22 protein-coding genes are annotated in these 20,545 nt (G+C 68.1%); 17 read left to right on the plus strand and 5 right to left on the minus strand.

Annotation, left to right across the window (positions count from 1 at the left end; all coding sequences use genetic code 11):
- The first annotated feature begins 2 nt into the window (after positions 1-2).
- A complete protein-coding gene (locus DTO57_RS10115) occupies positions 3-653 on the plus strand; it encodes a ThuA domain-containing protein (RefSeq protein WP_114118112.1) in 651 nt (216 codons plus the stop codon).
- A gap of 69 nt (positions 654-722) precedes the next feature.
- On the opposite strand, the gene DTO57_RS10120 is transcribed toward DTO57_RS10115, so the two are convergent.
- From DTO57_RS10120 to DTO57_RS10135, 4 genes are all read right to left on the minus strand, one after another.
- On the minus strand, positions 723-1,403 hold the full coding sequence (locus DTO57_RS10120) for an endonuclease/exonuclease/phosphatase family protein (RefSeq protein ID WP_114118113.1): 681 nt from the start codon (positions 1,401-1,403) through the stop codon (positions 723-725).
- A gap of 96 nt (positions 1,404-1,499) precedes the next feature.
- On the minus strand, positions 1,500-2,372 hold the full coding sequence (gene truA, locus DTO57_RS10125; protein WP_114118114.1) for a tRNA pseudouridine(38-40) synthase TruA: 873 nt from the start codon (positions 2,370-2,372) through the stop codon (positions 1,500-1,502).
- Complete coding sequence (mtnN, locus tag DTO57_RS10130) at positions 2,369-3,052, minus strand: 5'-methylthioadenosine/S-adenosylhomocysteine nucleosidase (RefSeq protein ID WP_229730390.1); 684 nt, start codon at positions 3,050-3,052, stop codon at positions 2,369-2,371. The genes truA and mtnN overlap by 4 nt, the downstream gene beginning before the upstream one ends.
- Positions 3,049-3,501 carry an S-ribosylhomocysteine lyase gene (locus DTO57_RS10135; protein ID WP_114118364.1) on the minus strand — a complete coding sequence of 151 codons (453 nt, stop codon included), beginning with the start codon at positions 3,499-3,501 and terminating at the stop codon, positions 3,049-3,051. The genes mtnN and DTO57_RS10135 overlap by 4 nt, the downstream gene beginning before the upstream one ends.
- 100 nt (positions 3,502-3,601) lie before the next feature.
- On the opposite strand from DTO57_RS10135, the gene DTO57_RS10140 reads away from it, so the two are divergent.
- The gene (locus DTO57_RS10140; protein ID WP_114118116.1) at positions 3,602-4,270 is read left to right on the plus strand and encodes a rhamnogalacturonan acetylesterase; all 669 of its coding nucleotides are present in this window, start codon (positions 3,602-3,604) and stop codon (positions 4,268-4,270) included.
- Between the two features lie 164 nt (positions 4,271-4,434).
- Positions 4,435-5,970 carry an extracellular solute-binding protein gene (locus DTO57_RS10145; RefSeq protein ID WP_114118117.1) on the plus strand — a complete coding sequence of 512 codons (1,536 nt, stop codon included), beginning with the start codon at positions 4,435-4,437 and terminating at the stop codon, positions 5,968-5,970.
- A gap of 150 nt (positions 5,971-6,120) precedes the next feature.
- Here the strand turns inward: DTO57_RS10145 and DTO57_RS10150 are convergent, their stop codons facing one another.
- The gene (locus DTO57_RS10150; RefSeq protein ID WP_114118118.1) at positions 6,121-6,609 is read right to left on the minus strand and encodes an FBP domain-containing protein; all 489 of its coding nucleotides are present in this window, start codon (positions 6,607-6,609) and stop codon (positions 6,121-6,123) included.
- 130 nt (positions 6,610-6,739) lie between these two features.
- On the opposite strand from DTO57_RS10150, the gene DTO57_RS10155 reads away from it, so the two are divergent.
- The 14 genes from DTO57_RS10155 to DTO57_RS10220 all read left to right on the plus strand — a co-directional run bounded on the left by DTO57_RS10155 (position 6,740) and on the right by DTO57_RS10220 (position 20,466).
- The gene (locus tag DTO57_RS10155; protein ID WP_162785734.1) at positions 6,740-7,372 is read left to right on the plus strand and encodes a YesL family protein; all 633 of its coding nucleotides are present in this window, start codon (positions 6,740-6,742) and stop codon (positions 7,370-7,372) included.
- A 49-nt stretch (positions 7,373-7,421) separates the two neighbouring features.
- On the plus strand, positions 7,422-8,954 hold the full coding sequence (locus tag DTO57_RS10160) for a type 2 periplasmic-binding domain-containing protein (RefSeq protein ID WP_114118120.1): 1,533 nt from the start codon (positions 7,422-7,424) through the stop codon (positions 8,952-8,954).
- Between the two features lie 63 nt (positions 8,955-9,017).
- Complete coding sequence (locus tag DTO57_RS10165; protein ID WP_114118365.1) at positions 9,018-9,992, plus strand: ABC transporter permease; 975 nt, start codon at positions 9,018-9,020, stop codon at positions 9,990-9,992.
- Positions 9,992-10,873 (plus strand): carbohydrate ABC transporter permease, encoded by an 882-nt coding sequence (locus DTO57_RS10170; RefSeq protein WP_114118121.1) that lies wholly within the window; start codon positions 9,992-9,994, stop codon positions 10,871-10,873. The genes DTO57_RS10165 and DTO57_RS10170 overlap by 1 nt, the downstream gene beginning before the upstream one ends.
- A complete protein-coding gene (locus DTO57_RS10175; RefSeq protein ID WP_114118122.1) occupies positions 10,873-11,520 on the plus strand; it encodes a DUF1961 family protein in 648 nt (215 codons plus the stop codon). The genes DTO57_RS10170 and DTO57_RS10175 overlap by 1 nt, the downstream gene beginning before the upstream one ends.
- Complete coding sequence (locus tag DTO57_RS10180) at positions 11,517-14,132, plus strand: exo-rhamnogalacturonan lyase family protein (RefSeq protein WP_114118123.1); 2,616 nt, start codon at positions 11,517-11,519, stop codon at positions 14,130-14,132. The genes DTO57_RS10175 and DTO57_RS10180 overlap by 4 nt, the downstream gene beginning before the upstream one ends.
- A 9-nt stretch (positions 14,133-14,141) precedes the next feature.
- A complete protein-coding gene (locus DTO57_RS10185; RefSeq protein WP_114118124.1) occupies positions 14,142-14,636 on the plus strand; it encodes a YajQ family cyclic di-GMP-binding protein in 495 nt (164 codons plus the stop codon).
- 66 nt (positions 14,637-14,702) lie between these two features.
- Positions 14,703-15,293 (plus strand): amino acid deaminase, encoded by a 591-nt coding sequence (locus DTO57_RS10190; protein ID WP_162785735.1) that lies wholly within the window; start codon positions 14,703-14,705, stop codon positions 15,291-15,293.
- A gap of 241 nt (positions 15,294-15,534) precedes the next feature.
- Positions 15,535-16,212 (plus strand): HAD family hydrolase, encoded by a 678-nt coding sequence (locus DTO57_RS10195; protein ID WP_114118126.1) that lies wholly within the window; start codon positions 15,535-15,537, stop codon positions 16,210-16,212.
- Between the two features lie 20 nt (positions 16,213-16,232).
- Complete coding sequence (locus DTO57_RS10200; protein ID WP_114118127.1) at positions 16,233-17,213, plus strand: phosphate/phosphite/phosphonate ABC transporter substrate-binding protein; 981 nt, start codon at positions 16,233-16,235, stop codon at positions 17,211-17,213.
- Between the two features lie 2 nt (positions 17,214-17,215).
- The gene (gene phnC / locus DTO57_RS10205) at positions 17,216-18,031 is read left to right on the plus strand and encodes a phosphonate ABC transporter ATP-binding protein (protein ID WP_114118128.1); all 816 of its coding nucleotides are present in this window, start codon (positions 17,216-17,218) and stop codon (positions 18,029-18,031) included.
- The gene (gene phnE, locus DTO57_RS10210) at positions 18,028-18,822 is read left to right on the plus strand and encodes a phosphonate ABC transporter, permease protein PhnE (protein WP_229730391.1); all 795 of its coding nucleotides are present in this window, start codon (positions 18,028-18,030) and stop codon (positions 18,820-18,822) included. The genes phnC and phnE (DTO57_RS10210) overlap by 4 nt, the downstream gene beginning before the upstream one ends.
- Positions 18,819-19,631 (plus strand): phosphonate ABC transporter, permease protein PhnE, encoded by an 813-nt coding sequence (gene phnE / locus DTO57_RS10215; protein ID WP_114118129.1) that lies wholly within the window; start codon positions 18,819-18,821, stop codon positions 19,629-19,631. Before phnE (DTO57_RS10210) ends, phnE (DTO57_RS10215) begins: the two co-directional genes overlap by 4 nt.
- Positions 19,609-20,466: a MurR/RpiR family transcriptional regulator gene (locus DTO57_RS10220; protein ID WP_162785736.1), complete on the plus strand. Its 858-nt coding sequence runs from the start codon at positions 19,609-19,611 to the stop codon at positions 20,464-20,466. The genes phnE (DTO57_RS10215) and DTO57_RS10220 overlap by 23 nt, the downstream gene beginning before the upstream one ends.
- Positions 20,467-20,545: the final 79 nt, after the last annotated feature.

Raw genomic sequence — 20,545 nt, forward strand, 5'->3', positions numbered from 1 at the left:
CCATGCTCGCGATCATCGCCACCGCCGACGGCCGCTACCGCGACCCGTGGCACCCGTTCGACGAAACGACCCCCGCGCTGGCCGAGGTGTTGAGCGAGGCGAGCTTCGAGACCCACATCCTGCCGGTCGACGAGGCGCTCGATAACCTCACCTCGGCCGACCTGCTCGCCGTCAACGCGGGCGACCCGTGGCGGCACGAGACGATCCCGCTCGGGGCGCCGACGGCCGCGATCCACGGGCTCGACGCCGCGCTCGGCCGCGGCATCGGCGTGCTCGCGATGCACACCTCGCTCGCGTCGCTGCGCGACTACCCGTCGTGGCCGGTGGCTGTCGGCGGCATGTGGGTTCCCGGCATGTCGATGCACCCGCCGCGCGACGACGCGCGCTTCGAATGGGATCCGGCGCACCCGCTCGCGGGATCCGAGCCCCTCGAGGCGTTCGACGAGAGGTACTCCTACATGCAGCAGTTCGGCGCGCGCGACGTCGTCGCGACGCACGAGCACGACGGCCACGACCACCCGGTCGTGTGGACGCGGCAGTACGGATCCGCCCGCGTCGCGGTCGATCTGCTGGGGCACGGCCCCGAGGCGTACGGGTCGCCGTCGCACCGCGCCCTCATCACGCGCCTGGCGCGCTGGGCGGCGCGGGCGTAGCCGTTCCCGTCGCAGTTCAGCACCCGTTTCGTCGGAATTCAGGTGCCGAATTGCGACGGGGGACACTGCTCAGCGCGAGTGGCGGCGGTACTCGGCGTCGACGAGGATCGGGAGGTGGTCGCTCGTGCCCTGCGGCAGCGTCGTGACGGCGCCGATCGAGAGGCCGCGGCTCGTCACGAAGTCGTAGTGGCCCTTGAAGAAGCGGTACCGCGTGTAGGTTCGCGAGTCGCTGAGGGTCATGTCGTAGCCGTGCTCGCGGATCTGGTCGCCCAGTCGTTCCTTGAACACCGGATAGTTGTAGTCACCCACCATGAACGTCGGCGTGCCGGGGCCCAGTCGCTCGAGCGCCTGGAGAGCCGAACGGATCTGCGTGCGCCGCAGCGAGTTGAGCGCCGTGAGCGGAGCCGCGTGGAACGACGCGAAGGTGATCTCGCGGCTCGCGTCGATGTCGTATAGCTGCACGCCCAGCAGGCGCTCGTGCGCGGGCTTCAGGACGATGTCGTGGAGCGACTTCTTCAGGCCCAGCGACACCGACTCGACGAAGCGGAACGAGCTCTCACGGTAATACAGCGCGAGGCCGAGCCGGTTGCGGTCGGTCGCGGCGGCGAGCCGCAGGCCAGAGATGTTCGTCGGTAGATCCTCGACGTTTGCCTCTTGCAGGCACATGACGTCGGGATCCCACCGGTCGGCGCGTTGCTCGAGCTCGGCGGCCGCCGCGTGTTTGCGGAGGTTGTACGACATGATTCGCATGGTGATCCCACGGTATCGCCGCAGGGTGCGCGAACGGTAGCGGCACGCTATGAGTTGTCGATGGTTAGCCGCGGCCCTTGCTCGAGGCTACGGCCCTTACTCGAGGCTACGGCGAGCGCGCGTCTGCTCGGCGCGGTCGGCGAGCAGGTCGTCGGCCGGGTAGCCGACCTCGGCGAGCGTGAGGCCGCGGGCGTCGAGCACCTTGAACGCGCTCGTGCGGGTGAGCTCGTCGCGCAGGCGCACCACGTCGTCGACCTCGAGCCGTCCCTCCCCCACGGCGACGCACGCGCCGACGAGCGCGCGCACCATCGAATGACAAAAAGCGTCGGCCTTGACGTTCGCGATGAGCACGCCGTCTTCCGCGCGCCGCCAGTCGTATTCGAGCAGCGTGCGGATCGTCGTCGCTCCCTCGCGCGGCTTGCAGTAGGCGGCGAAGTCGTGCAGGCCGATGAGGGTGCGCGCAGCCTCGTCCATGCGCGCGACGTCGAGCGTGGCCTTCACGAGGGTGGTGTCGCGGCGCAGCAGCGGGTTGTAGCCGAGGGTGTCGTCGGCGATGCGGTACGCGTAGCGGCGCCAGACGGCCGAGAAGCGCGCGTCGAAGCCCTCGGGCGCGGTGCTCGTGCGCGACACGGTCGCGTCGGCGTAGGGGCGCAGCACCCCGCGCAGCTTGCGCGCGAGGGGCGCCACCGGATCCTGTTCCTCGCCGGATCCGCGGGCGAGGTGCGTCGCGCGCGCGTACTGTTCGGCGGTCAGATCGACGTGAGCGACCTGACCGGTCGCGTGCACGCCGGCGTCGGTGCGGCCCGCGACGACGAGGCGCACGTCGCTGCGGAGGATGCGCCACAGCGCCTCCTCGAGCGTGCCCTGCACGGTGCGAAGCCCGGGCTGGGCCGCCCACCCCTTGAAGTCGCTGCCGTCATAGGCAATATCGAGCCGAATACGGTGCGTCGCGCCGTCCGCCGCCGTCACGCCGCCGCCAGGCGCGGGAGCGCCGCGAGGACGACCTCGGCCGAGCGCTCGGCGGCGCCGTCGAGGTGGGTGTCAAACTCCTCGGAGTCGGGGGCACAGAGGTCGCTGATCGCGCGGCATGCGGCGAAGCGCACGCCGTGGTTGTAGGCGGCCTGGGCGATGGCGGCGGTCTCCATGTCGACCGACCAGGATCCGGGGAAGTTCTCGCGCAGCTCGTGCGCGATGCCCGCGGTCACGAACTTCTCGCCCGACGCCATCGCGGCGCGCGTGACGCGCTCGCCCTCGAACGCCGCGGCGAGCGCCTCGTCGGCCTGATAGTTCGCGGGCATGCCGGGCACCTGGCCGAGCGCATAGCCGAAGGCGCGCGCGTCGGCCTCGACGTTGACGATGTCGGTTCCGACGACGACGTCGCCGACGCGGGCGTCGCTCGCGAGCCCGCCGGCGGATCCGGCGCTCACGAGCGCGATCTCGGATCCGTACCGGAAGACGCTGCCCGCGACCGCGTCGGCCGCGTTCACCATGCCGATGCCGCTCACGACGAGCACGAAGGTCGCGTTTCCGACGACGACGCCGCGGTGCACGGCGCGGCCGATGGTGACGGGATCCGAGACCTGGGCGGCGGCGTCGAGGAAGGGCTGTGCCTCCTCGTCCATCGCGACCTGGACGACGATCGAGCTCACGCGTAAACCTCGAGCCACTCGTCGCGCTTCGCGAGGAAGGCGGCGGCGGCGAGTTGGGCGCCCTCGAGCGTGTGGTTCGCACCCCATCCGCACTGGGTCTCGTTGGCGGCGGGAACCTCGGTCGCGTCGGCGAAGTCGGCGAGGGTCGCGGCGACGAGCTCGGCGACTTCCTCGGAGGTGTGCTCGCCCTGCAGGATCAGGTAGAAGCCGGTCTGGCAGCCCATGGGCGAGAAGTCGATGACGCGGCCCGAGTGGTCGCGGCTCTTCTCGGCGAACATGTGCTCGATCGAGTGCACCACGGGCATCTCGAGGTGAGCCTTGTTGGGCTGGGTGAAGCGCACGTCGTACTTGACGATCACGTCGCCGGCCGGCAGTTCCTTGCGGTCGGCGAGCCGGATGTACGGCGCTGCCACCTTCGTGTGATCTAGGTTGAAGGACTCGACGTTCATCGTGGGCTTGTTGTTCACCCCTCCAGGGTATCCGGGCGGGGTGGGCGTGGCGGGTGCGTTACATTCACTAGGCGTAATACGACGCCGAAGGAGCCATCGCATGACCTACCACCTCGCCGGAGACTCGACCGTCGCCGAGTGCGCGCCCGCCGAGCACCCCATGTCGGGCTGGGGCGCACACCTCGCGCCGCACGTCGACGAACCGGTACGGAACCTCGCCTTCGGTGGTGCGACGACGCAGACGTTCTTCGAACGGAAGTGGGACGAGCTGGTCGCCGACATCGAGAAGGGCGACACGCTCGTCATCCAGTTCGGGCACAACGACCAGAAGGTCACCGAGCTCGCATCCCGCGGCGGCTACACCGAGAACCTCACGCGCATGGTCCGCGAGGCCCGCGAGCGCGGCGCGAGGGCTGTGCTCTGTACCTCGTGCGAGCGCCGCTGGTTCGACGGCGAGAAGGTCGTGCCGACGCACGGCGACTACCCCAACGCGGTGCGCGACCTCGCCCATGACCTCGACGTTCCCGTGATCGACCTCACGGTCTTCACGGCGTGGCTCTACGAAGACGCCGGATCCGCGGGCTCGGCCGCGTACCTCACGCACCTCGAGCCGGGCACGCACGAGTCCTGGCCCGAGGGGATCGCCGACAACACGCACTTCCACGAGCGCGGCGCGAAAAAGATCGCGGCGTTCGTGGCCCGCAGCCTCCGCGCGATCGAGCGGAAGGACGGCGATTCCCGGGCGATGGGGAGCCCCGAGGTCGCATAGAACACGGCCAAAAATGTTCGAATCTGTTCTTCTTCACACATTCGTGCAGGACTGTCCTACAATCCAGAATGCGCTTTCCCTTCGCGGGAAAGTTGGGTCGACGATGACCCTCAAGCGCGCGTAAGGAGGACGACGTCGTCCTCCCCAAACAGCAAGGAAGCTCAATGAAGAAGCGCATTCTCCCTGTGGCGACGGTCGCGATTGCCGCGGTCGCCCTCGCGGGTTGCTCGAACGGATCCGGAAGCACCGGCGGATCCGGCGGCGGCGACACGATCGACACCCTCACGATCATGGCCCCCTATCTTTCGACGGCGGCGCCGGCCGCCGACAACGACGTCGAGCTGGCCCTCGAGGATGTCGTGGGCGCGAAGCTCGACATCACGTGGGTTCCGAACGCCTCGTACGGCGATAAGACCAACATCACGCTCGCGGGCGACGACATCCCGCACGTCATGGTCATCGGCGCGAAGACGGCGAGCTTCGTGAAGAACGCCGAGGCGGGTGGCTTCTGGGATCTCACGGACAAGCTCGACGACTACGAGTACCTGAAGACGACGTTCCCCGAGGTCGAGAAGGCCTCGAGCGTCAACGGCTCGGTCTACGGCATCTTCCGCATGCGCGACACGATGCGCACCTCGGTGACCATCCGCACCGATTGGCTTGAGAACCTCGGCCTCGACATGCCTGAGACAACGGAGGACCTCTATAACGTCGCGAAGGCGTTCACGGAGCAGGACCCGGACGGCAACGGGCAGGACGACACCTACGGCATCGCGATCCCGAAGTGGCCGGGCGGCATCGGCACGAACAGCCCGTTCGACGCGATCGAGACCTGGTACGGATCCGGCAACCGCTACACGGAGCGCGACGGCGAGCTCGTGGCGGCGTTCGACACGGACGAGTGGCTCGACGCGGTCGATTTCGAGAAGGATCTCGTCGACAGCGGATACATCAACTCGGACTTCGCGACGCTCGACCCGACGAAGTGGAACGAGCCGTTCCTCAACGGCCAGGCCGGCATCATCATCGACACGTACTCGCGCTCGGGCCAGATCACGGGCCTCATGAAGGAGCTCGACCCCGACAATTGGGCCGACAAGGTCGACTTCACGGGCAACCTCGCGGGCCCCGACGGAGTCATGAGGGCGCTCCCCACCACGGGTTATAGCGGCTTCCTCGCGATCCCGAAGGCGAAGGTTCAGACGGAAGAACAGCTCGACCAGGTCCTCACGATCCTCAACAAGATGAACAGCCCGGAGGCGGGCCCAATCATCAACAACGGCATCGAGGGCGTCCACTACACGCTCGAGGACGGCCTGGCCGTCGGCATCACCGACGTGTCGGAGGACGAGTCGAACGCCTCGAAGTCGATCGCGCAGCTCGGAATGAACGTTCAGGGCGGGCTCGGCCTCGACGCGAAGCAGCCGACCGAGATCGAGCAGGAGCGCTGGGACAAGCGCCAGAAGCTCGAGGAGTCGGACTACGCGAACGCGGTCATCGACCCCACGGCCCCCTACGTCTCGGACACCTACGTGGCGAAGGGCGCGCAGATCGACCTGATCGTCGGTGACGCCCGCCTCAAGTACCTCGCGGGCCAGATCTCGAAGGACGACCTGATCTCGGAAATCGCCCGCTGGCACGCCGAGGGCGGCGACGCAATCCTGGAAGAACTCAATACCCTAGCCGCCGCCGACAAGTAACGAGGCGTGGCGCCCACTCCCTCCACGAGCGAAGCGATGTGGGGATCACCGCCGCAGGCATCGGGGCTGGCGGTGAGGATCCGCGCAGCGGATCCGAGGGGACTGCGGCGGCGATCCCCACATCGCGAAGCGCAACGAGGTGCAACGAAACTAAGAAGCGTCCCGCACCTGCCGAACAAACGAGCGCATCCGTACAGCAGTGCTATCGATCCGAAAATCGACATCGGTGCGGAACTCGTCGGGCGCGAGGGGGTAGGCGATGCGGACGTTCTCGTGGCAGGAGACGTCGGCGCACATGTACGTGGCGATGGATTCCTCGCGTTCGCCGGCTTCGCCGCCTTTTCGGGCGCTCATCATGACGACCTGGTTGCCGGGCTGCATGGTGCGGCAGATGTTGCAGATGCTACTGCGGGACCTCGACGAGGAGCCGGCGGCGCGGAGGATGATGCCGGTGGCGACGCCGTCGAGTTCGGCGATGACGTAGCAGCGGCTGCGATTGGAGGGATCCCGCCAGGCGAAGAAGTCGAGGTGATACCAGTCGACGAGGAGGGATTCGAGGGGAAGGTCGAGCATGTCGAGTTCGCGTTCGGTGGCGTTGACGAACGAAGCGCGGATGTCGTCCGCGGTGAGCTCCTCCATGTTGTGTCACTCTACTCGCGCAGGCAATCACGGGCAGATTGAAACGTTTTTGCATCCGCTCTCGATCTCGTGTATACATGACCGGAAAGCGCTTGCCATCGCTGGCAGGCAGAGTCAATGGAGATTCCTCATGAGCAATGGCACGTTGCGAGAGACGGTGACGAACCGCCTCCAACAGGGCTTCGACGCCGTCTATTGGGTGCTTATTGTGAACGTTCTCTTCTGGGTCTTCGCGCTCGCGGGAGGGATCATCCTCGGCGTCGCCCCGGCAATCGTCACGGGCATGCAGCTCACGCGTCGCCGCGCCGAGGGCCGGCTCTTTCCTGTCTTCCGCACGTTCGCGAGCGTCTGGCGCCAGGAGTTCTGGCGCGCCAACGGCCTGCTCGCGCCGTTCGGCATCGTCGGCGCGATGCTCGTCGTCGACATCGCGTGGTTCCGCGCGACCGGATCCGCGGGGGTGCCGGCCGGGTTCGCGACCGCCGCGCTCGTGATCGTCGCGACCCTCGGATCCCTCACGAGCGGCCTGTACGTGCACTACGACATGCCGTTCCGCGCCTACATTGTGCGCGCCGCCCGGTGGTCGCTCGGCAACCTCCCCCATGTGCTGCTCCTCGCGCTCACGATTGTGCTCGTCTGCGGCGCGACCTACGTGCTGCCGGGGATCCTGCCGTTCCTCACCGCCGGGGCGCTTATCGCCATCCCGGCACAGCTCTGCACCGCCTTCTTCCGTTCCAACGAGCGCCTGCTCGCGGAACAATCCTGACCCGATGTACGCGGGACACCGACGCCCCTCACACACAGCAAGGAAACTCATGAACAAGCGCATTCTCCCGATCGCAACGGTTGCGATCGCCGCGGTTGCCCTCTCGGGCTGCTCCACCGGATCCGGTGGATCCGGGTCGGACGGATCCGGCGAGATCGACACCCTGACGATCATGGCCCCGTACATGTCGACGACCGTTCCGGCCGCCGACAACGAGGTCGAGCTCGCCCTCGAAGACACCATCGGCACGAAGCTCGACATCACGTGGGTTCCGAACGCCTCCTACGGCGATAAGACGAACATCGCGCTCGCGGGCGACGACATCCCCCACGTCATGGTCATCGGCGCGAAGTCGTCGAGCTTCGTGAAGAACGCCGAGGCCGGCGCGTTCTGGGATCTGACCGACAAGCTCGCCGACTACCCGAACCTCAACACCACCCTCCCGGAGGTGCAGGAGGCGTCGAGCGTCAACGGCAAGGTGTACGGCGTCTTCCGTGCGCGCGACACGATGCGTACCTCCGTGATGGTGCGCTCCGACTGGCTCGAGAACCTCGGTCTCGACATGCCCGAGACGACGGAGGATCTGTACAACGTCGCCAAGGCGTTCACCGAGCAGGACCCGGACGGCAACGGCCAGGACGACACGTACGGCGTCATCATCCCGCAGTGGCCGGGCAGCATCGGCACGAACAGCCCGTACGACGTCATCGAGACGTGGTTCGGATCCGGTAACCGCTACACCGAGCGCGACGGCGAGCTCATCCCGAACTTCGACACCGACGAGTGGCTCGACGCGGTCGACTACGAGAAGTCGCTCATCGACGGCGGCTACGTCAACTCCGACTACGCCACGCTCGACTCGGCGAAGTGGAACGAACCCTTCCTCAACGGCAAGGGCGGCATCATCATCGACATGCACTCGCGCCACGAGCAGCTCACCTCGCTGCTGAAGGATCTCGAGCCCGACAACTGGGAGTCGATGGTCGACTTCACGGGTAACCTCATCGGCCCCGACGGCGAGATGCACGCGCTGCCGACCACGGGCTACAACGGCTTCCTCGCGATCCCGAAGGCCAAGGTGCAGACCGAGGAGCAGCTCGACCAGGTGCTCTCGATCCTGAACGAGATGAACAGCCCCGAGGCGGGCAAGATCATCAACAACGGCATCGAGGGTAAGACCTACACGCTCGAGGGCGACCGCGCCGGCGCCATCGCCGACGTTCCGGAAGACCTCAAGAACGCCGTCAGCTCGCTCGCGCAGCTCGGCATGAACGTCACCGGCTTCCAGGGCTACCTGCCGCTGCAGGCCACCGAGTACGAGACCGAGGCGTACGACAAGCGCAAGGCCCTCGAGGCCTCCGACTACGAGAACGCCGACATCGACCCGACCGCGCCGTACGTCTCCGAGACCTACGTCGCCAAGGGCGCGCAGATCGACCTCATCGTCTCCGACGCACGCTTGAAGTACATCGCCGGACAGATCTCGAAGGATGACCTGCTCTCCGAGATCGCTCGCTGGCACTCCGAGGGTGGCGACGCCATCATCAGCGAGCTCAACGAGCTGGCGAACGCCGCCAAGTAACCCCTCCGTGTGCGGGGCGGCCCCGCGTCGCCCCGCACACGATCGGTCAGGAGAATCATGGTCATGATCAACACTCGCGCCGCCGAAGCGGTCGGCGCGACGGAGGCGCTTACCGTCCCGAAGAAGAAGCGGGCTGGGGGTGCGCGCGCGCACTTCAGCCGTTTCAAGTGGCTCTACCTGCTGCTGCTTCCCGGCGTCCTCTACTTCGCCATCTTCCGTTACGGCCCGATGTTCGGCGCCGTCATCGCGTTCAAGGATTACGTCCCGTTCCTCGGGATCGGCGGTAGCCAGTGGGTGGGCTTCGAGCACTTCACCAACTTCTTCGCGAGCCCCGACTTCGTCCGCCTTCTCGCGAACACGCTGATCCTGGCGTTCCTGAACCTCGTCATCGCCTTCCCGCTCACGATCGTGATCGCGCTACTGCTCAACGAGCTGCGCATCAGCATCGTCAAGCGCACGGTGCAGACGCTGATCTACATCCCGCACTTCCTGTCGTGGACGGTCGTCGCGTCGCTGACCTACCTGATCTTCGCGCTCGACACCGGCCCGCTGTTCCACCTGATCAACGGCATCTTCGGCACGAACATCGACTTCCTCACCGATCCGGATTGGTTCCGACCCGTGATCATGCTCCAGACGATCTGGAAGGGCACCGGTTGGGGCACGATCATCTTCCTCGCCGCGCTTGCGGGCGTCGATCAGGAGCAGTACGAGGCCGCCATCATCGACGGCGCCGGCCGTTGGGCCCGCGTCTGGCACATCACGCTCCCGTCGATCATGCCGACGATCATCGTCATGCTGATCCTCAAGATGGGTGACGTACTCGACACCGGCTTCGAGCAGATCTTCCTCATGACCAACTCGCTGAACCGCGATACGGCCGACGTGTTCGACACCTTTGTTTACTTCCTCGGAATCACGCAGGGTTCGTACTCGTACTCGACGGCCGTCGGCCTCTTCAAGGCCGTCGTCGGCGTCATCCTCATCTTCGGTGCGAACTGGCTATCGCGCCGCTTCAACCAGACGGGAATCTTCTGATGGCTCGCGAGAAGTATCGTTTCAACACGCCCGCGGGTCGCGTCTTCGACGTTTTCAACGTCATCATCCTCGTCGCGATCGGCGCGATCGCGCTCGTCCCGTTCCTCTACGTGCTCGCCGGATCCTTCGCCACCGAGGCCGAGATCGCGACGCGCCCGTTCTTCCTCTGGCCGAACACCTTCAGCCTCGAGGCCTACAAGGCGATCCTGCAGAGCGACGCGTTCGTGCGTGCGCTCGTCACGACGATCCTCGTCACCGTCATCGGCACGACGATCCAGCTGCTCCTGACCGCAGCGATGGCCTACCCGCTGTCGAAGGCGAACCTGCCGGGCGGCCGCGTCATGCTCATGCTCATCGTCTTCACGATGGTGTTCGGCGGCGGCATGATCCCGACGTTCCTCGTCGTGAAGGAGCTTGGGCTGCTCGACACCTACTGGGCGCTGATCCTGCCCGCGGCGATCAACCCGTTCAGCCTCATCATCATCAAGAACTTCTTCCAGCAGCTCCCGAAGGAGCTCGAGGAGTCTGCGATGATCGACGGCGCGAACGAGATGCGCACGCTGTGGAGCGTCATCCTCCCCCTGTCGAAGCCCGTCCTCGCGACCTTCGCGCTGTTCTACGCGGTCGGCATCTGGAACGACTTCATGTCGCCGCTGCTGTACCTCAACGACAGCTCGATGTGGACCCTGCAGATGTTCCTGCGCCAGGTCACCGCCGCGACCGACCTGTCGATGCTGCAGGACAACCCCGGCGAGCAGCCGCCGTCGGAGGGCATCAAGTTCGCGGTCATCATCGTCGCGACCCTGCCGATCCTGCTGTTCTACCCCTTCCTGCAGAAGCACTTCGCGAAGGGCATGCTCCTCGGATCGGTCAAGGGCTGATGACGCTCGTCTACCGCAACCCGCTGTCGAGCCCCGCCGACGTCGCCGACTGGATCCCCGAGGGTCCGGTCGCGGCGTCGGCCGCCGACGGATCCCTCGAGCTCGCCTCGGCGGGCGGCTTCGACGACCACTTCACGTTCTGGTGCCCCGAGGAATTCGGCGATCGGATCCGCATCTCGTGGGAGTTCTCCCCCGTCTCGGAGCCCGGGCTCGCAATGCTGTTCTTCGGCGCGAGCGCGGCGGCGGGCGGCGGCATCTTCGACGCCGGCCTCGCGCCGCGCGACGGCGCCTACCCGCAGTACCACTCGGGCGACATCCGCACGCTTCACGTGTCGTACTTCCGGCGCCGGTGGGAGGACGAGCGGGCCTTCCACACCGCCAATCTGCGGAAGTCGCCCGGCTTCCACCTCGTCGCGCAGGGCGCGGATCCGCTGCCTCCCGTCGTCGACGCGCGCGGCGCCTTCTACCGCATCGCGGTCGAGAAGGACGGCGCCGACGTGCGCTTCTCGATCGACGACCTTCCCCTCTTCGCCTGGACCGATGACGAATCGACCGGGCCCCGCGCGGGCGCCGGCTGCATCGGCTTCCGTCAGATGGCGCCGCTCGTCGCGCGCTATCGCAACCTGGAGATCCACGACCTCTCATGACCTCCCCCGTGATTCCCCTGCGCTGGCTCGACGACGCCGCGCCCGCAGAGCTGCCCGACGGCGCGACCTTCGGCGTCCCCGTCCCCCGCGGATCCGTGGGCTCGGCGAGCGAGCTGTCGCTCGCGGCCGACGGATCCGCCGTGCCGGCCCAGTTCTGGCCGCTCGCGACCTGGCCCGACGGATCCGTGAAGTGGGCCGGCGTCGCCGTCGGCGCCGGATCCTTCGACGGCGCCTCGATCGCCGTCGGCGAGAACCCTGCGCCCGAGGCGCCCGTCGCGGTCTCCTCCTCCCCCGAATCCGTGACGGTCTCGAACGGCCTCCTCGAGATCGTCGTGCCCCGCACGGGCGCGCGCCTCTTCTCGTCGCTCTCGCGCGGCGGCACCGTCGTCGCCGAAAACGGCCGCCTCGTGAGCGCCCTCGCCGACGGCCCCTCGCCCCGCGACGCCCGCACCGACTTCACCGGCGTCGTCGATTCGGTGACCGTCGAGCAGACCGGGCCCATCCGCGCCGTCGTGCGCGTCGACGGGCACCACGTCGCGGGCGACCGCGAGCGCCTGCCGTTCCGCGTGCGCCTCGTCGTGCTCGCGGGCGCCGACAGCGTGCGCCTCGTACACACCTTTACGTGGGACGCCGACGCGAACACCGAGTTCCTCGCCGCCCTCGGCGTCACGGCCGACGTGCCGCTGCGCGCCGAGAGCCACGACCGCCACGTGCGCTTCGCGACCGCCGACGGCGGCGTCTTCGCCGAGGCCGTCCGCGGCATCACGGGCCTGCGACGGGATCCGGGATCCGAGGTGCGCGAGGCGCAGATCGCCGGGCGCGCGACCCCGCCCGTCGCCGAGTGGGACGCGCGAACGTCGACGCGGATCCACTGGATCCCCGAATGGGACGACTACTCGCTGACCCAGCTGACCGCCGACGGGTACGAGATCCGCAAGCGCACCGCGTCGGCGACGAACGCGGGCCGCGCGTGGATCCGTGGGGCCGCCGGCACGCGCGCCGAGGGCCTCGTCTCGCTGAGCGACCCGCGGGGCGGATTCGGCATCGGCGTGCGCGGCTTCTGGCAGTCGCACCCGGGCCAGCTCGATGTGCGGGGCGCCTCACTCCCGTCCGCCAGCGTCACGGCGTGGCTCTACTCGCCCGAGGCCGCCCCGATGGACATGCGGTTCTATCACGACGGGCTCGGGCAGGACGGCTACGCCGACGAGCTCGACGCCCTCGAGATCACCTACGAAGACTACGAGCCGGGCTTCGGCGACCCGCACGGCATCGCCCGGACGCACGAGCTAACGCTCTTCGCGTGGGACGCGACGCCGACGCGCGCTGCGCTCGCCACGCGCGCCGCGCTCGTGCAGCAGCCCGCGCTGCCGCAGGCAACGCCCGAGCACATCGCCTCCTGCGGCGTGTTCGGCGACTGGGCGCTCGTCGACCGCTCGACCCCCATCAAGAGCGAGATCGAGGACAGCCTCGACCTGCTGCTGTCGTTCTACCTCTCCCAGCCCGAGCAGCGCCGCTGGTACGGATTCTGGGACTACGGCGACGTCATGCACGCCTACGACTTCGACCGCCACACCTGGCGCTACGACGTCGGCGGCTACGCATGGGACAACTCCGAGCTGTCCCCCGACCTGTGGCTCTGGTACTCGTACCTGCGCACGGGCCGCGCCGACGTTTTCCGGTTCGCCGAGGCGATGACCCGCCACACAGGCGAGGTCGATGTGTACCACCTGGGCCGGTTCAAGGGCCTCGGGTCCCGACACAACGTGCAGCACTGGGGGTGCTCGGCGAAGCAGCTGCGCATCTCGACGCCCGCGTATCGCCGCTTCTACCACTACCTCACCGCCGACGAGCGCGTCGGCGACCTCCTCGATGAGCTGCGCGATAGCGACGAGACGTTCCTCGGGCTGGATCCCACGCGCAAGGTGCGTCCCGACGCCGCCACCTACCGTGCCGATCGCAACGCGGTCGCGGTCGGTCTCGGAACCGACTGGTCAGCGCTGGCCGCGACGTGGCTGGCCGACTGGGAGCGCACGGGCAACGAGCGCTCGCGCGACCGTCTGCTCGGCACGATGGCCGACATCGGCGCCCTGCCGCAGGGATTCCTGACGGGCGAGGCGCTCTACGATCTCGACACGGGCCGCTTCGCGACCGACCGCGACCGCATCAGCGTCTCGCACCTCTCGGCCGTCTTCGGTCTCGTCGAGATCTGCAGCGAGGTCATCTCGCTCGTCGATATCCCTTCGTTTACCGAGGCGTGGGTGCAGTACTGCTCGCTGTTCCTCGCCTCGCCCGAGGCGCAGGAGGCCGCGGTCGGGCAGGCGCTGACGGGGATCCATCTCGAGCAGGCGCACTCGCGCCTCACCGCCTACGCCGCCGTCGCGCGCGACGACGAGGGCCTGCGCGAGCTCGCCTGGCACGCGTTCGACGGCATGGGCGAGTGGCTGCTGCACCGCAACGAGCTGCGGATCGACCGCATCGACGTGCCGGCGGTTCCCGCGCCCGTCGACGAGATGCCGACGGTGTCGACGAACGACGCCGCCCAGTACGGGCTCGCGGCGATCCAGATGCTCGCCCTGCTGGGCGACCAGGTCGACGAACTCGCTTCGAAGTAGGATCGGGTTATGGCTGACTCTTCATTCGACATCGTCTCCGAGATCGACCGTCAGGAGGCCGACAACGCGCTCAACCAGGCCGCCAAGGAGGTCTCGCAGCGCTACGACTTCCGCGGAACCGACGCCTCGGTCGCCTGGTCGGGCGAGCAGATCCTCATCATCGCGAACACCGAAGACCGCGCCCTCGCGGTGCTCGACGTGCTGCAGTCGAAGATGATCAAGCGTGGCATCTCCCTCAAGAGCCTCGACAGCGGCGAGCCGTTCGAGAGCGGCAAGCAGGTGCGCATCGTCACCTCGCTGAAGGAGGGCATCGACAAGGAGGTCGCGAAGAAGATCGGCAAGATCGTTCGCGACGAGGGCCCCAAGGGAGCCAAGACGCAGATCCAGGGCGACGAGATCCGCGTCTCCTCGAAGAGCCGCGACGACCTGCAGGAGGTCATCGCGCTGCTCCGCGGCAAGCAGGACGAACTCGACGTCGCGCTGCAGTTCCAGAACTATAGGTAAGTCTCACGGTGGCCCCGCTTCGGCGGGGCCGTTCGTGTTTCTGGGCTGTCGCTTAGGGTGAATGCCATGCACACGCCTCCCGCCATGGACACCGTTCTCGCCTGCGTCGCCCGCGATCGCGCCGATGGGTTGCTCGAGCGCTGGAGCGCGTCCACCGTCATCGACGAGAACGTCGGCGAAGCGGTTGTCGAGCGCGACGTCTTCGAGCGGATCCACTCCGCCGGCGGCGTGAACGCGCGTTTTCCGATCGGCAACGCGGGGCTCGTGCACGTCTACGGCTACCTCTTCTCGACCGTCGTCACGCCCTATGGCTACAAGAGCGACCGCTGGAACGACGGCGTCCTCGCCACCGCCCTCGGCCGTCCCGCCGGATACTTCCGCCTCGGCGACGGTGACGAAACCCCGCTCGCTCGCGTGCTCGGATCCGCCGAGCCCCTGCTTCTGGATCCCCCGGCGAGCGCGCACGTCGCCGAGTGGGACGCCGACGGCGCACGCCAGCGCGCCGTCGTGACGGAGGGGCTGCTCGTCTCGGGCCTCGATGAGGGCGCCGGGATGCGGCTGCTCACGATTTTCCCGGTCGCCGACGCGGCCGCCTTCACGCGCGACCTGTCCGCCGAGGCACCCCGCCTCCGCTGGAACGCCGCCCGCGCCTCGTGAGCGTGTCCCAGTTGAGGTGGGAATGGGGCTGCTATTCCCGCACAAAGTGGGACACGCTTCAGGGCGTGTCCCACTTGAGGAGGGAATAGCGGCCCCATCCCCGCACAAAGTGGGACACGCCCCGAGGCGTGTCCCAGTTGTGGCCGGAACGGCGCACCAAAAGTTAACCTCCCGGTAAACGATCCGTCCATGTAGCCTGCTTATCGTGGACGCATCGTCCATGAACGAGTAGGGAGTTAATGTGACGTCGACGATCGTCTTCGACTTTGACGGAACCGTCATTGTCGGCAACGGACCGGTTCTGGCCTATGCCCGCGAGATGGCGCGGTTCGCGCCCGAGGGATTCCTGGCCCGCGCCGAGGCCGAGATCGCCGCGTTCGAGGCTGGCCAGGCCGCCCCCTACCGCGACGGATACGACGTCGTCGGCACGCTCGCGGCCGACGCGGGCGTCGCCGAAGGCGACCGCCAGGCCGCCTACCTCGCGAGCCGCGAGCTGCTCGCGTCCGCGCAGCCGGCGGATCCGGCACCCGGGCTCGCCGAGCTGCTCGAGCGGATCCCGGAGGAGACCCGCGTGATCCTGGCGACGAACGCCCCCGCCGCGGGCGTCGAGAGCGCCCTGGCGGGCTGGGGGATCCGGGATCACTTCGACGAGCTGATCTACGACACCGGCAAGCCCGCGGGCCTCGGCCCGATCATCGACCGCGCCCTGCTCGACGGCAAGGTGCTGTCGGTCGGTGACATCGTGATCAACGACCTCGACCCCGCGACCGAGCGCGGCGCCGACACGGCGCTCGTCGGCGCGACGGCCGAGACGTCCACAGCTTCCGTGACGATGCGAGCGACGACGCTCGCCGAGCTCACGGACCAGATCGTGGCGTGGGCACACGCCGCGGAGTTCCCCACCGCACCCACGCTGTAAACACACAAAGGATGAACCACATGCGCAAGTCCCTCCTCGCGGCGGGCTCCGTCGCTATTCTCGGCCTCGGCCTCGGTCTCGCCGGTTGCAGCAGCGCAGCCGAAGAGCCCGACTCGATCACCATCTCGCTCGTCCCCTCCGTGCAGGGTGAGGATCTGGCCGAGGCCCTCGACCCGCTGACCGAGTACCTCTCGGACGGCCTCGGCATCGAGGTCAAGGGTGTCGTCGCCGACAACTACAACGCGACCGTCGAGGCGCTCGGCGCCGACCAGTCGCAGGTCATCATCAGCGACGCCGGCTCGCTCTACAACGCCATCAAGCAGTACGACGCGAAGCTGATCCTCCGCGACGTGCGCTTCGGCGCGACGAGCTACGCGGCGGTTGCCTACACGAACAACCCCGACAAGTACTGCGACGACGAGCCCGTCATGGCGACCTACGCGGCCGGCCCCGTCGAGCTGTCGTACTGCAACGGCCTCGAGGACGGCACCGCGACCGGTCAGGGCCCGAAGGGCCTCGAGCACCTCGCCGATGCCAAGGGCGCCAAGGTCGCGCTGCAGGCCGCGACCAGCCCCGCCGGTTACCAGTACCCGATCGTCGCGTTCCAGGACCAGGGCCTCGACACCGACACCGACATCGAGCAGATCCCGGTCGAGGGCAACAACAACGCCGTCATCGCCGTGGCCAACGGCGACGCCGAGATCGGCTTCGCCTACTGGGACGCCCGCGTCACCGTCACCGACGAGATCCCCGACATCGCCGACAAGGCCGTCGCGTTCGCGTACACCGACATGATCCCGAACGGCGGCGTCGCGGTCAGCGACTCGCTCTCCGACGAGACCGTCGAGAAGCTCACGCAGCTGCTCGACGACTACGCCGACTCGTCCGACGAGGCGAAGGACATCATGTTCGAGCTCGTCGGCCTCTCCGACTGGACGGCCGATACGGCCGAAGACGAGATCACCCGCTACGGCGAGATCCTCGAGAAGTTCTCCAACTGACGATGACAGATACCGCTCACGCCGCGGGGGCTTCGGCCTCCGCGGCATGGCCGATCCGTCTTGAGAACGCATCGGTCACGTACCCCAACGGCACCGCCGCCCTGAAGAACGTCACGCTGACGATCGAGCCGGGCGAGATGGTTGCCGTCGTCGGCCTTTCCGGATCCGGAAAATCGACCCTCATCCGCACCGTCAACGGCCTCGTCCCCGTGACGAGCGGATCCGTGACGGTCGGACCGCACGAGGTCTCGTCCCTGAAGGGGCGCGGCATGCGCGAGCTGCGCAGCAACGTCGGCATGATCTTCCAGGCGTTCAACCTCGCCGAGCGCGTGAACGTCTACCGCAACACCCTCGTCGGCCGCTTCGCCGGCCAGAACGCCTTCCGCTCGTTCTTCGGCACCGCCTCCGCGGAGGATCGCCAGATCTCGCTCGAGGCCCTCGACTCCGTCGGCATGCTCGACAAGGTGTGGACCCGCGCCGGATCCCTCTCCGGCGGCCAGAAGCAGCGCGTCGCGATCGCGCGCGCCCTGTCGCAGGATCCGCGGGTCATGCTCGCCGACGAGCCCGTCGCGAGCCTGGATCCGCCCACCGCACACGCCGTCATGCACGAACTCACGCGCCTGAACGCCGAGCGCGGCCTCACGGTGCTCGTGAACCTGCACCTCATGGACCTCGCGCGCGACTACACGACGCGCATGATCGGCCTCCGTTACGGCGAGGTCGTCTACGACGGCCCCGCGGCGAGCGCGACCGACGCCGACTTCGAGCAGATCTACGGACGCCGGATCCAGCCGCAGGACCGCCTGGGAGCATCGTGACCCTCACCCTGCCCCCGAAGCCGCGCACGTGGCCGAAGACGCTTCTCATCGTGGCCGCCCTCGTGGCGTTCACGGTGTTGACGTGCCTTCCGGCGATCGGCGGCGTCGACCTCGACTTCGCCGCCATCGCGAAGAACTGGCGGCACGGTGCCTCGAAGCTCGCGCAGCTCGCGCAGCCCGACTTCACGTTCCTGCCGCGCACGTGGATCCCGATGCTCGAGACCATCCAGATGGCGATCATCGGCGCCGCCTTCGCCGCCGCGGTGTCGGTTCCGCTGACGCTGTGGGCCGCGCGGCCGACGAACCCCAACTCGGTGACGCGCGGGATCGTGCGCGCCGTGATCAACGTGATCCGCTCGGTGCCCGACCTCGTCTACGCGACGATCCTCGTGGCGCTGACGGGCGTGGGCGCGCTGCCCGGCCTCATCACGCTGTTCCTCTTCGACCTCGGCGTCGTCGTGAAGCTCGTGTCCGAGGCGATCGACTCCGACAAGCACGCCTACCTTGAGGCGGGGCACGCCGCGGGCGCGACGCAGTTCCAGCTGAACCGCGCGCTCGCGCTGCCGCAGTCGCTGCCGCTCTTTGCGAACCAGTGGCTGTATGCGCTCGAACTCAACGTGCGCATCTCGGCGATCCTCGGAATCGTGGGCGCCGGCGGCATCGGTCGCCTCCTCAACGAACGCTTCGGCTTCTACGCGTACGACGACGTCTCGGTGATCATCCTCGAGATCCTCGTCGTCGTGATCCTCATCGAGGTCGTCTCGAACCTGCTGCGAAAGAGGCTCGCATGAACGCGCTTCCCGCTCCCCCGTCCAAGACGCGGGCGACGGTCTGGTCGATCGTCGCGGGGCTCGTGCTCCTCGCGTGCATCGTGTTCCTCGACGTCGACTGGGCCGCGCTCTTCGGGCTGCCGCGCTCGTCGTGGGAATACGGCGTGCTCATGTTCTCGGATCCGACGTGGGAGAAGCTTCCGCGAGCCCTGTTCGAGACCTGGCGTTCGATCTCGATGGCCTGGCTCGGCGCGATCGGCTGCGTCGTCTGCTCGATCCCCCTCGGCATGCTCGCCGCCCGCGGCGTCGGGCCGACCTGGCTGCGAATGATCCTGCGCGGCATCTTCGCGGTCATCCGGGCGGTGCCCGAGGTCATCATCGCCCTCATCCTGCTGACCGTCACGGGCCTCACGCCGTTCACGGGAGCCCTCGCCCTCGGCATCGCCGGCATCGGCACCCAGGGCAAGTGGGTCTACGAGACGATCGAGTCGCTGAACGACGACGCGTCCGAGGCCGTCGCGGCCGCGGGCGGCGGCAAGGTCGCGGTGCTGCGCTGGGCCCTGTGGCCCGCCGCGCTCCCGACCCTCATGTCGTTCGCGCTCTACCGCTTCGAGCTCAACATCCGCATGTCGGCCGTGCTCGGCCTCGTCGGCGCGGGCGGTATCGGATCCATGCTGTCGAACTACACGAACTTCCGCGAGTGGGGTACCGTCGGCATGCTGCTGATCGTCGTCATCGTCGCCACGATGCTCGTAGACCTCGTCTCGGGTGCCATCCGGCGCCGCATCATGGAAGGATCCCGTGCCCGTGGTTTGGTCCGGAGCCGCTGACGCACCCCTCACCGCGCGGATCCGCGCGCTCGCCCCGTCGCTACACGCGGGCGAGCGCCGGGTCGCCGAGTTCGTCGTCGGCGACCTCGCCCTCGCGATCGAGTCGACCGCGCAGGACCTCGCCGACGCCGTCGGCGTGGGCCGCGCGACGGTCGTGCGCACGGCGCAGACGCTCGGCTACGACGGATTCCCGCAGCTGCGCGTCGCTGCCGCGCAGGAGCTCTCGCACGTGCACGTCGCCTCGACCGACGACACCCTCGTCGGATCCCTGCGCGCCGCCGCCGACCGGTTCGCGTCGCGGATCGGCGACTCGGTCGCGGCGCTCACGGAGGAGTCGCTGCGCTCCGCCATCTCGGCCCTCGACGAGGCGGGGCGCGTGCTCATCGTCGCGAACGGCCTCAGCTCGCCGCTCGGGCTCGACCTACAGCTGCGCCTGACAGCGGCCGGTCGCCCCGCCGAGATCCTCCACGACGCGCTCGCGCAGCGCATCGCCGCGCGCCAGCTGTCTGCGAACGACGTCTGCGTGATCGTCTCCGGATCCGGTGCCAACGAGACCTCGCTCGCCGTCGCCCGCGCGGCCCGCGACGCGGGCGCGACCGTGCTCTCGATCACGTCGTTTGCCCGCTCGGCGCTCGCTTCCGGATCCGATACCGCGCTCGTCGTGCCGTCCATGTCCGACTCGTTCCAGGACGAGCTGCTGCACACCTCGCGCGTCGCGCTCGTGCTCGTGATCGAGACGCTGGTCGACTCGTTGATCAAGCACCGCGGCCCGCGCGGCCGCGAGGCCCGCGACGCGGTGCTGCGGGAGCTGGGGAACGCGCTGTCGGAGCCGTGACGGGTCTCTTTCCGGCCTGAACTGGGACACGCTTCTTTGCGTGTCCCAGTTGAGGAGGGAATAGCGCCGCCATTCCCGC

Source organism: Microbacterium sorbitolivorans, assembly GCF_003327285.1.
Lineage (GTDB): Bacteria > Actinomycetota > Actinomycetes > Actinomycetales > Microbacteriaceae > Microbacterium > Microbacterium sorbitolivorans.

Bases quoted from the DNA above. Each gene is read 5' to 3' on its own strand.
- DTO57_RS10180 (WP_114118123.1), top strand. From the start codon at position 11,517: ATGACCTCCCCCGTGATTCCCCTGCGCTGGCTCGACGACGCCGCGCCC.
- DTO57_RS10185 (WP_114118124.1), top strand. From the start codon at position 14,142: ATGGCTGACTCTTCATTCGACATCGTCTCCGAGATCGACCGTCAGGAG.
- DTO57_RS10120 (WP_114118113.1), bottom strand. From the start codon at position 1,403: ATGCGAATCATGTCGTACAACCTCCGCAAACACGCGGCGGCCGCCGAG.
- DTO57_RS10135 (WP_114118364.1), bottom strand. From the start codon at position 3,501: ATGAACGTCGAGTCCTTCAACCTAGATCACACGAAGGTGGCAGCGCCG.
- DTO57_RS10190 (WP_162785735.1), top strand. From the start codon at position 14,703: ATGCACACGCCTCCCGCCATGGACACCGTTCTCGCCTGCGTCGCCCGC.
- DTO57_RS10145 (WP_114118117.1), top strand. From the start codon at position 4,435: ATGAAGAAGCGCATTCTCCCTGTGGCGACGGTCGCGATTGCCGCGGTC.
- DTO57_RS10200 (WP_114118127.1), top strand. From the start codon at position 16,233: ATGCGCAAGTCCCTCCTCGCGGCGGGCTCCGTCGCTATTCTCGGCCTC.
- DTO57_RS10160 (WP_114118120.1), top strand. From the start codon at position 7,422: ATGAACAAGCGCATTCTCCCGATCGCAACGGTTGCGATCGCCGCGGTT.
- DTO57_RS10150 (WP_114118118.1), bottom strand. From the start codon at position 6,609: ATGGAGGAGCTCACCGCGGACGACATCCGCGCTTCGTTCGTCAACGCC.
- DTO57_RS10165 (WP_114118365.1), top strand. From the start codon at position 9,018: ATGATCAACACTCGCGCCGCCGAAGCGGTCGGCGCGACGGAGGCGCTT.
- DTO57_RS10140 (WP_114118116.1), top strand. From the start codon at position 3,602: ATGACCTACCACCTCGCCGGAGACTCGACCGTCGCCGAGTGCGCGCCC.
- DTO57_RS10170 (WP_114118121.1), top strand. From the start codon at position 9,992: ATGGCTCGCGAGAAGTATCGTTTCAACACGCCCGCGGGTCGCGTCTTC.
- DTO57_RS10175 (WP_114118122.1), top strand. From the start codon at position 10,873: ATGACGCTCGTCTACCGCAACCCGCTGTCGAGCCCCGCCGACGTCGCC.
- DTO57_RS10115 (WP_114118112.1), top strand. From the start codon at position 3: ATGCTCGCGATCATCGCCACCGCCGACGGCCGCTACCGCGACCCGTGG.
- phnC (WP_114118128.1), top strand. From the start codon at position 17,216: ATGACAGATACCGCTCACGCCGCGGGGGCTTCGGCCTCCGCGGCATGG.
- phnE (WP_114118129.1), top strand. From the start codon at position 18,819: ATGAACGCGCTTCCCGCTCCCCCGTCCAAGACGCGGGCGACGGTCTGG.
- DTO57_RS10155 (WP_162785734.1), top strand. From the start codon at position 6,740: ATGAGCAATGGCACGTTGCGAGAGACGGTGACGAACCGCCTCCAACAG.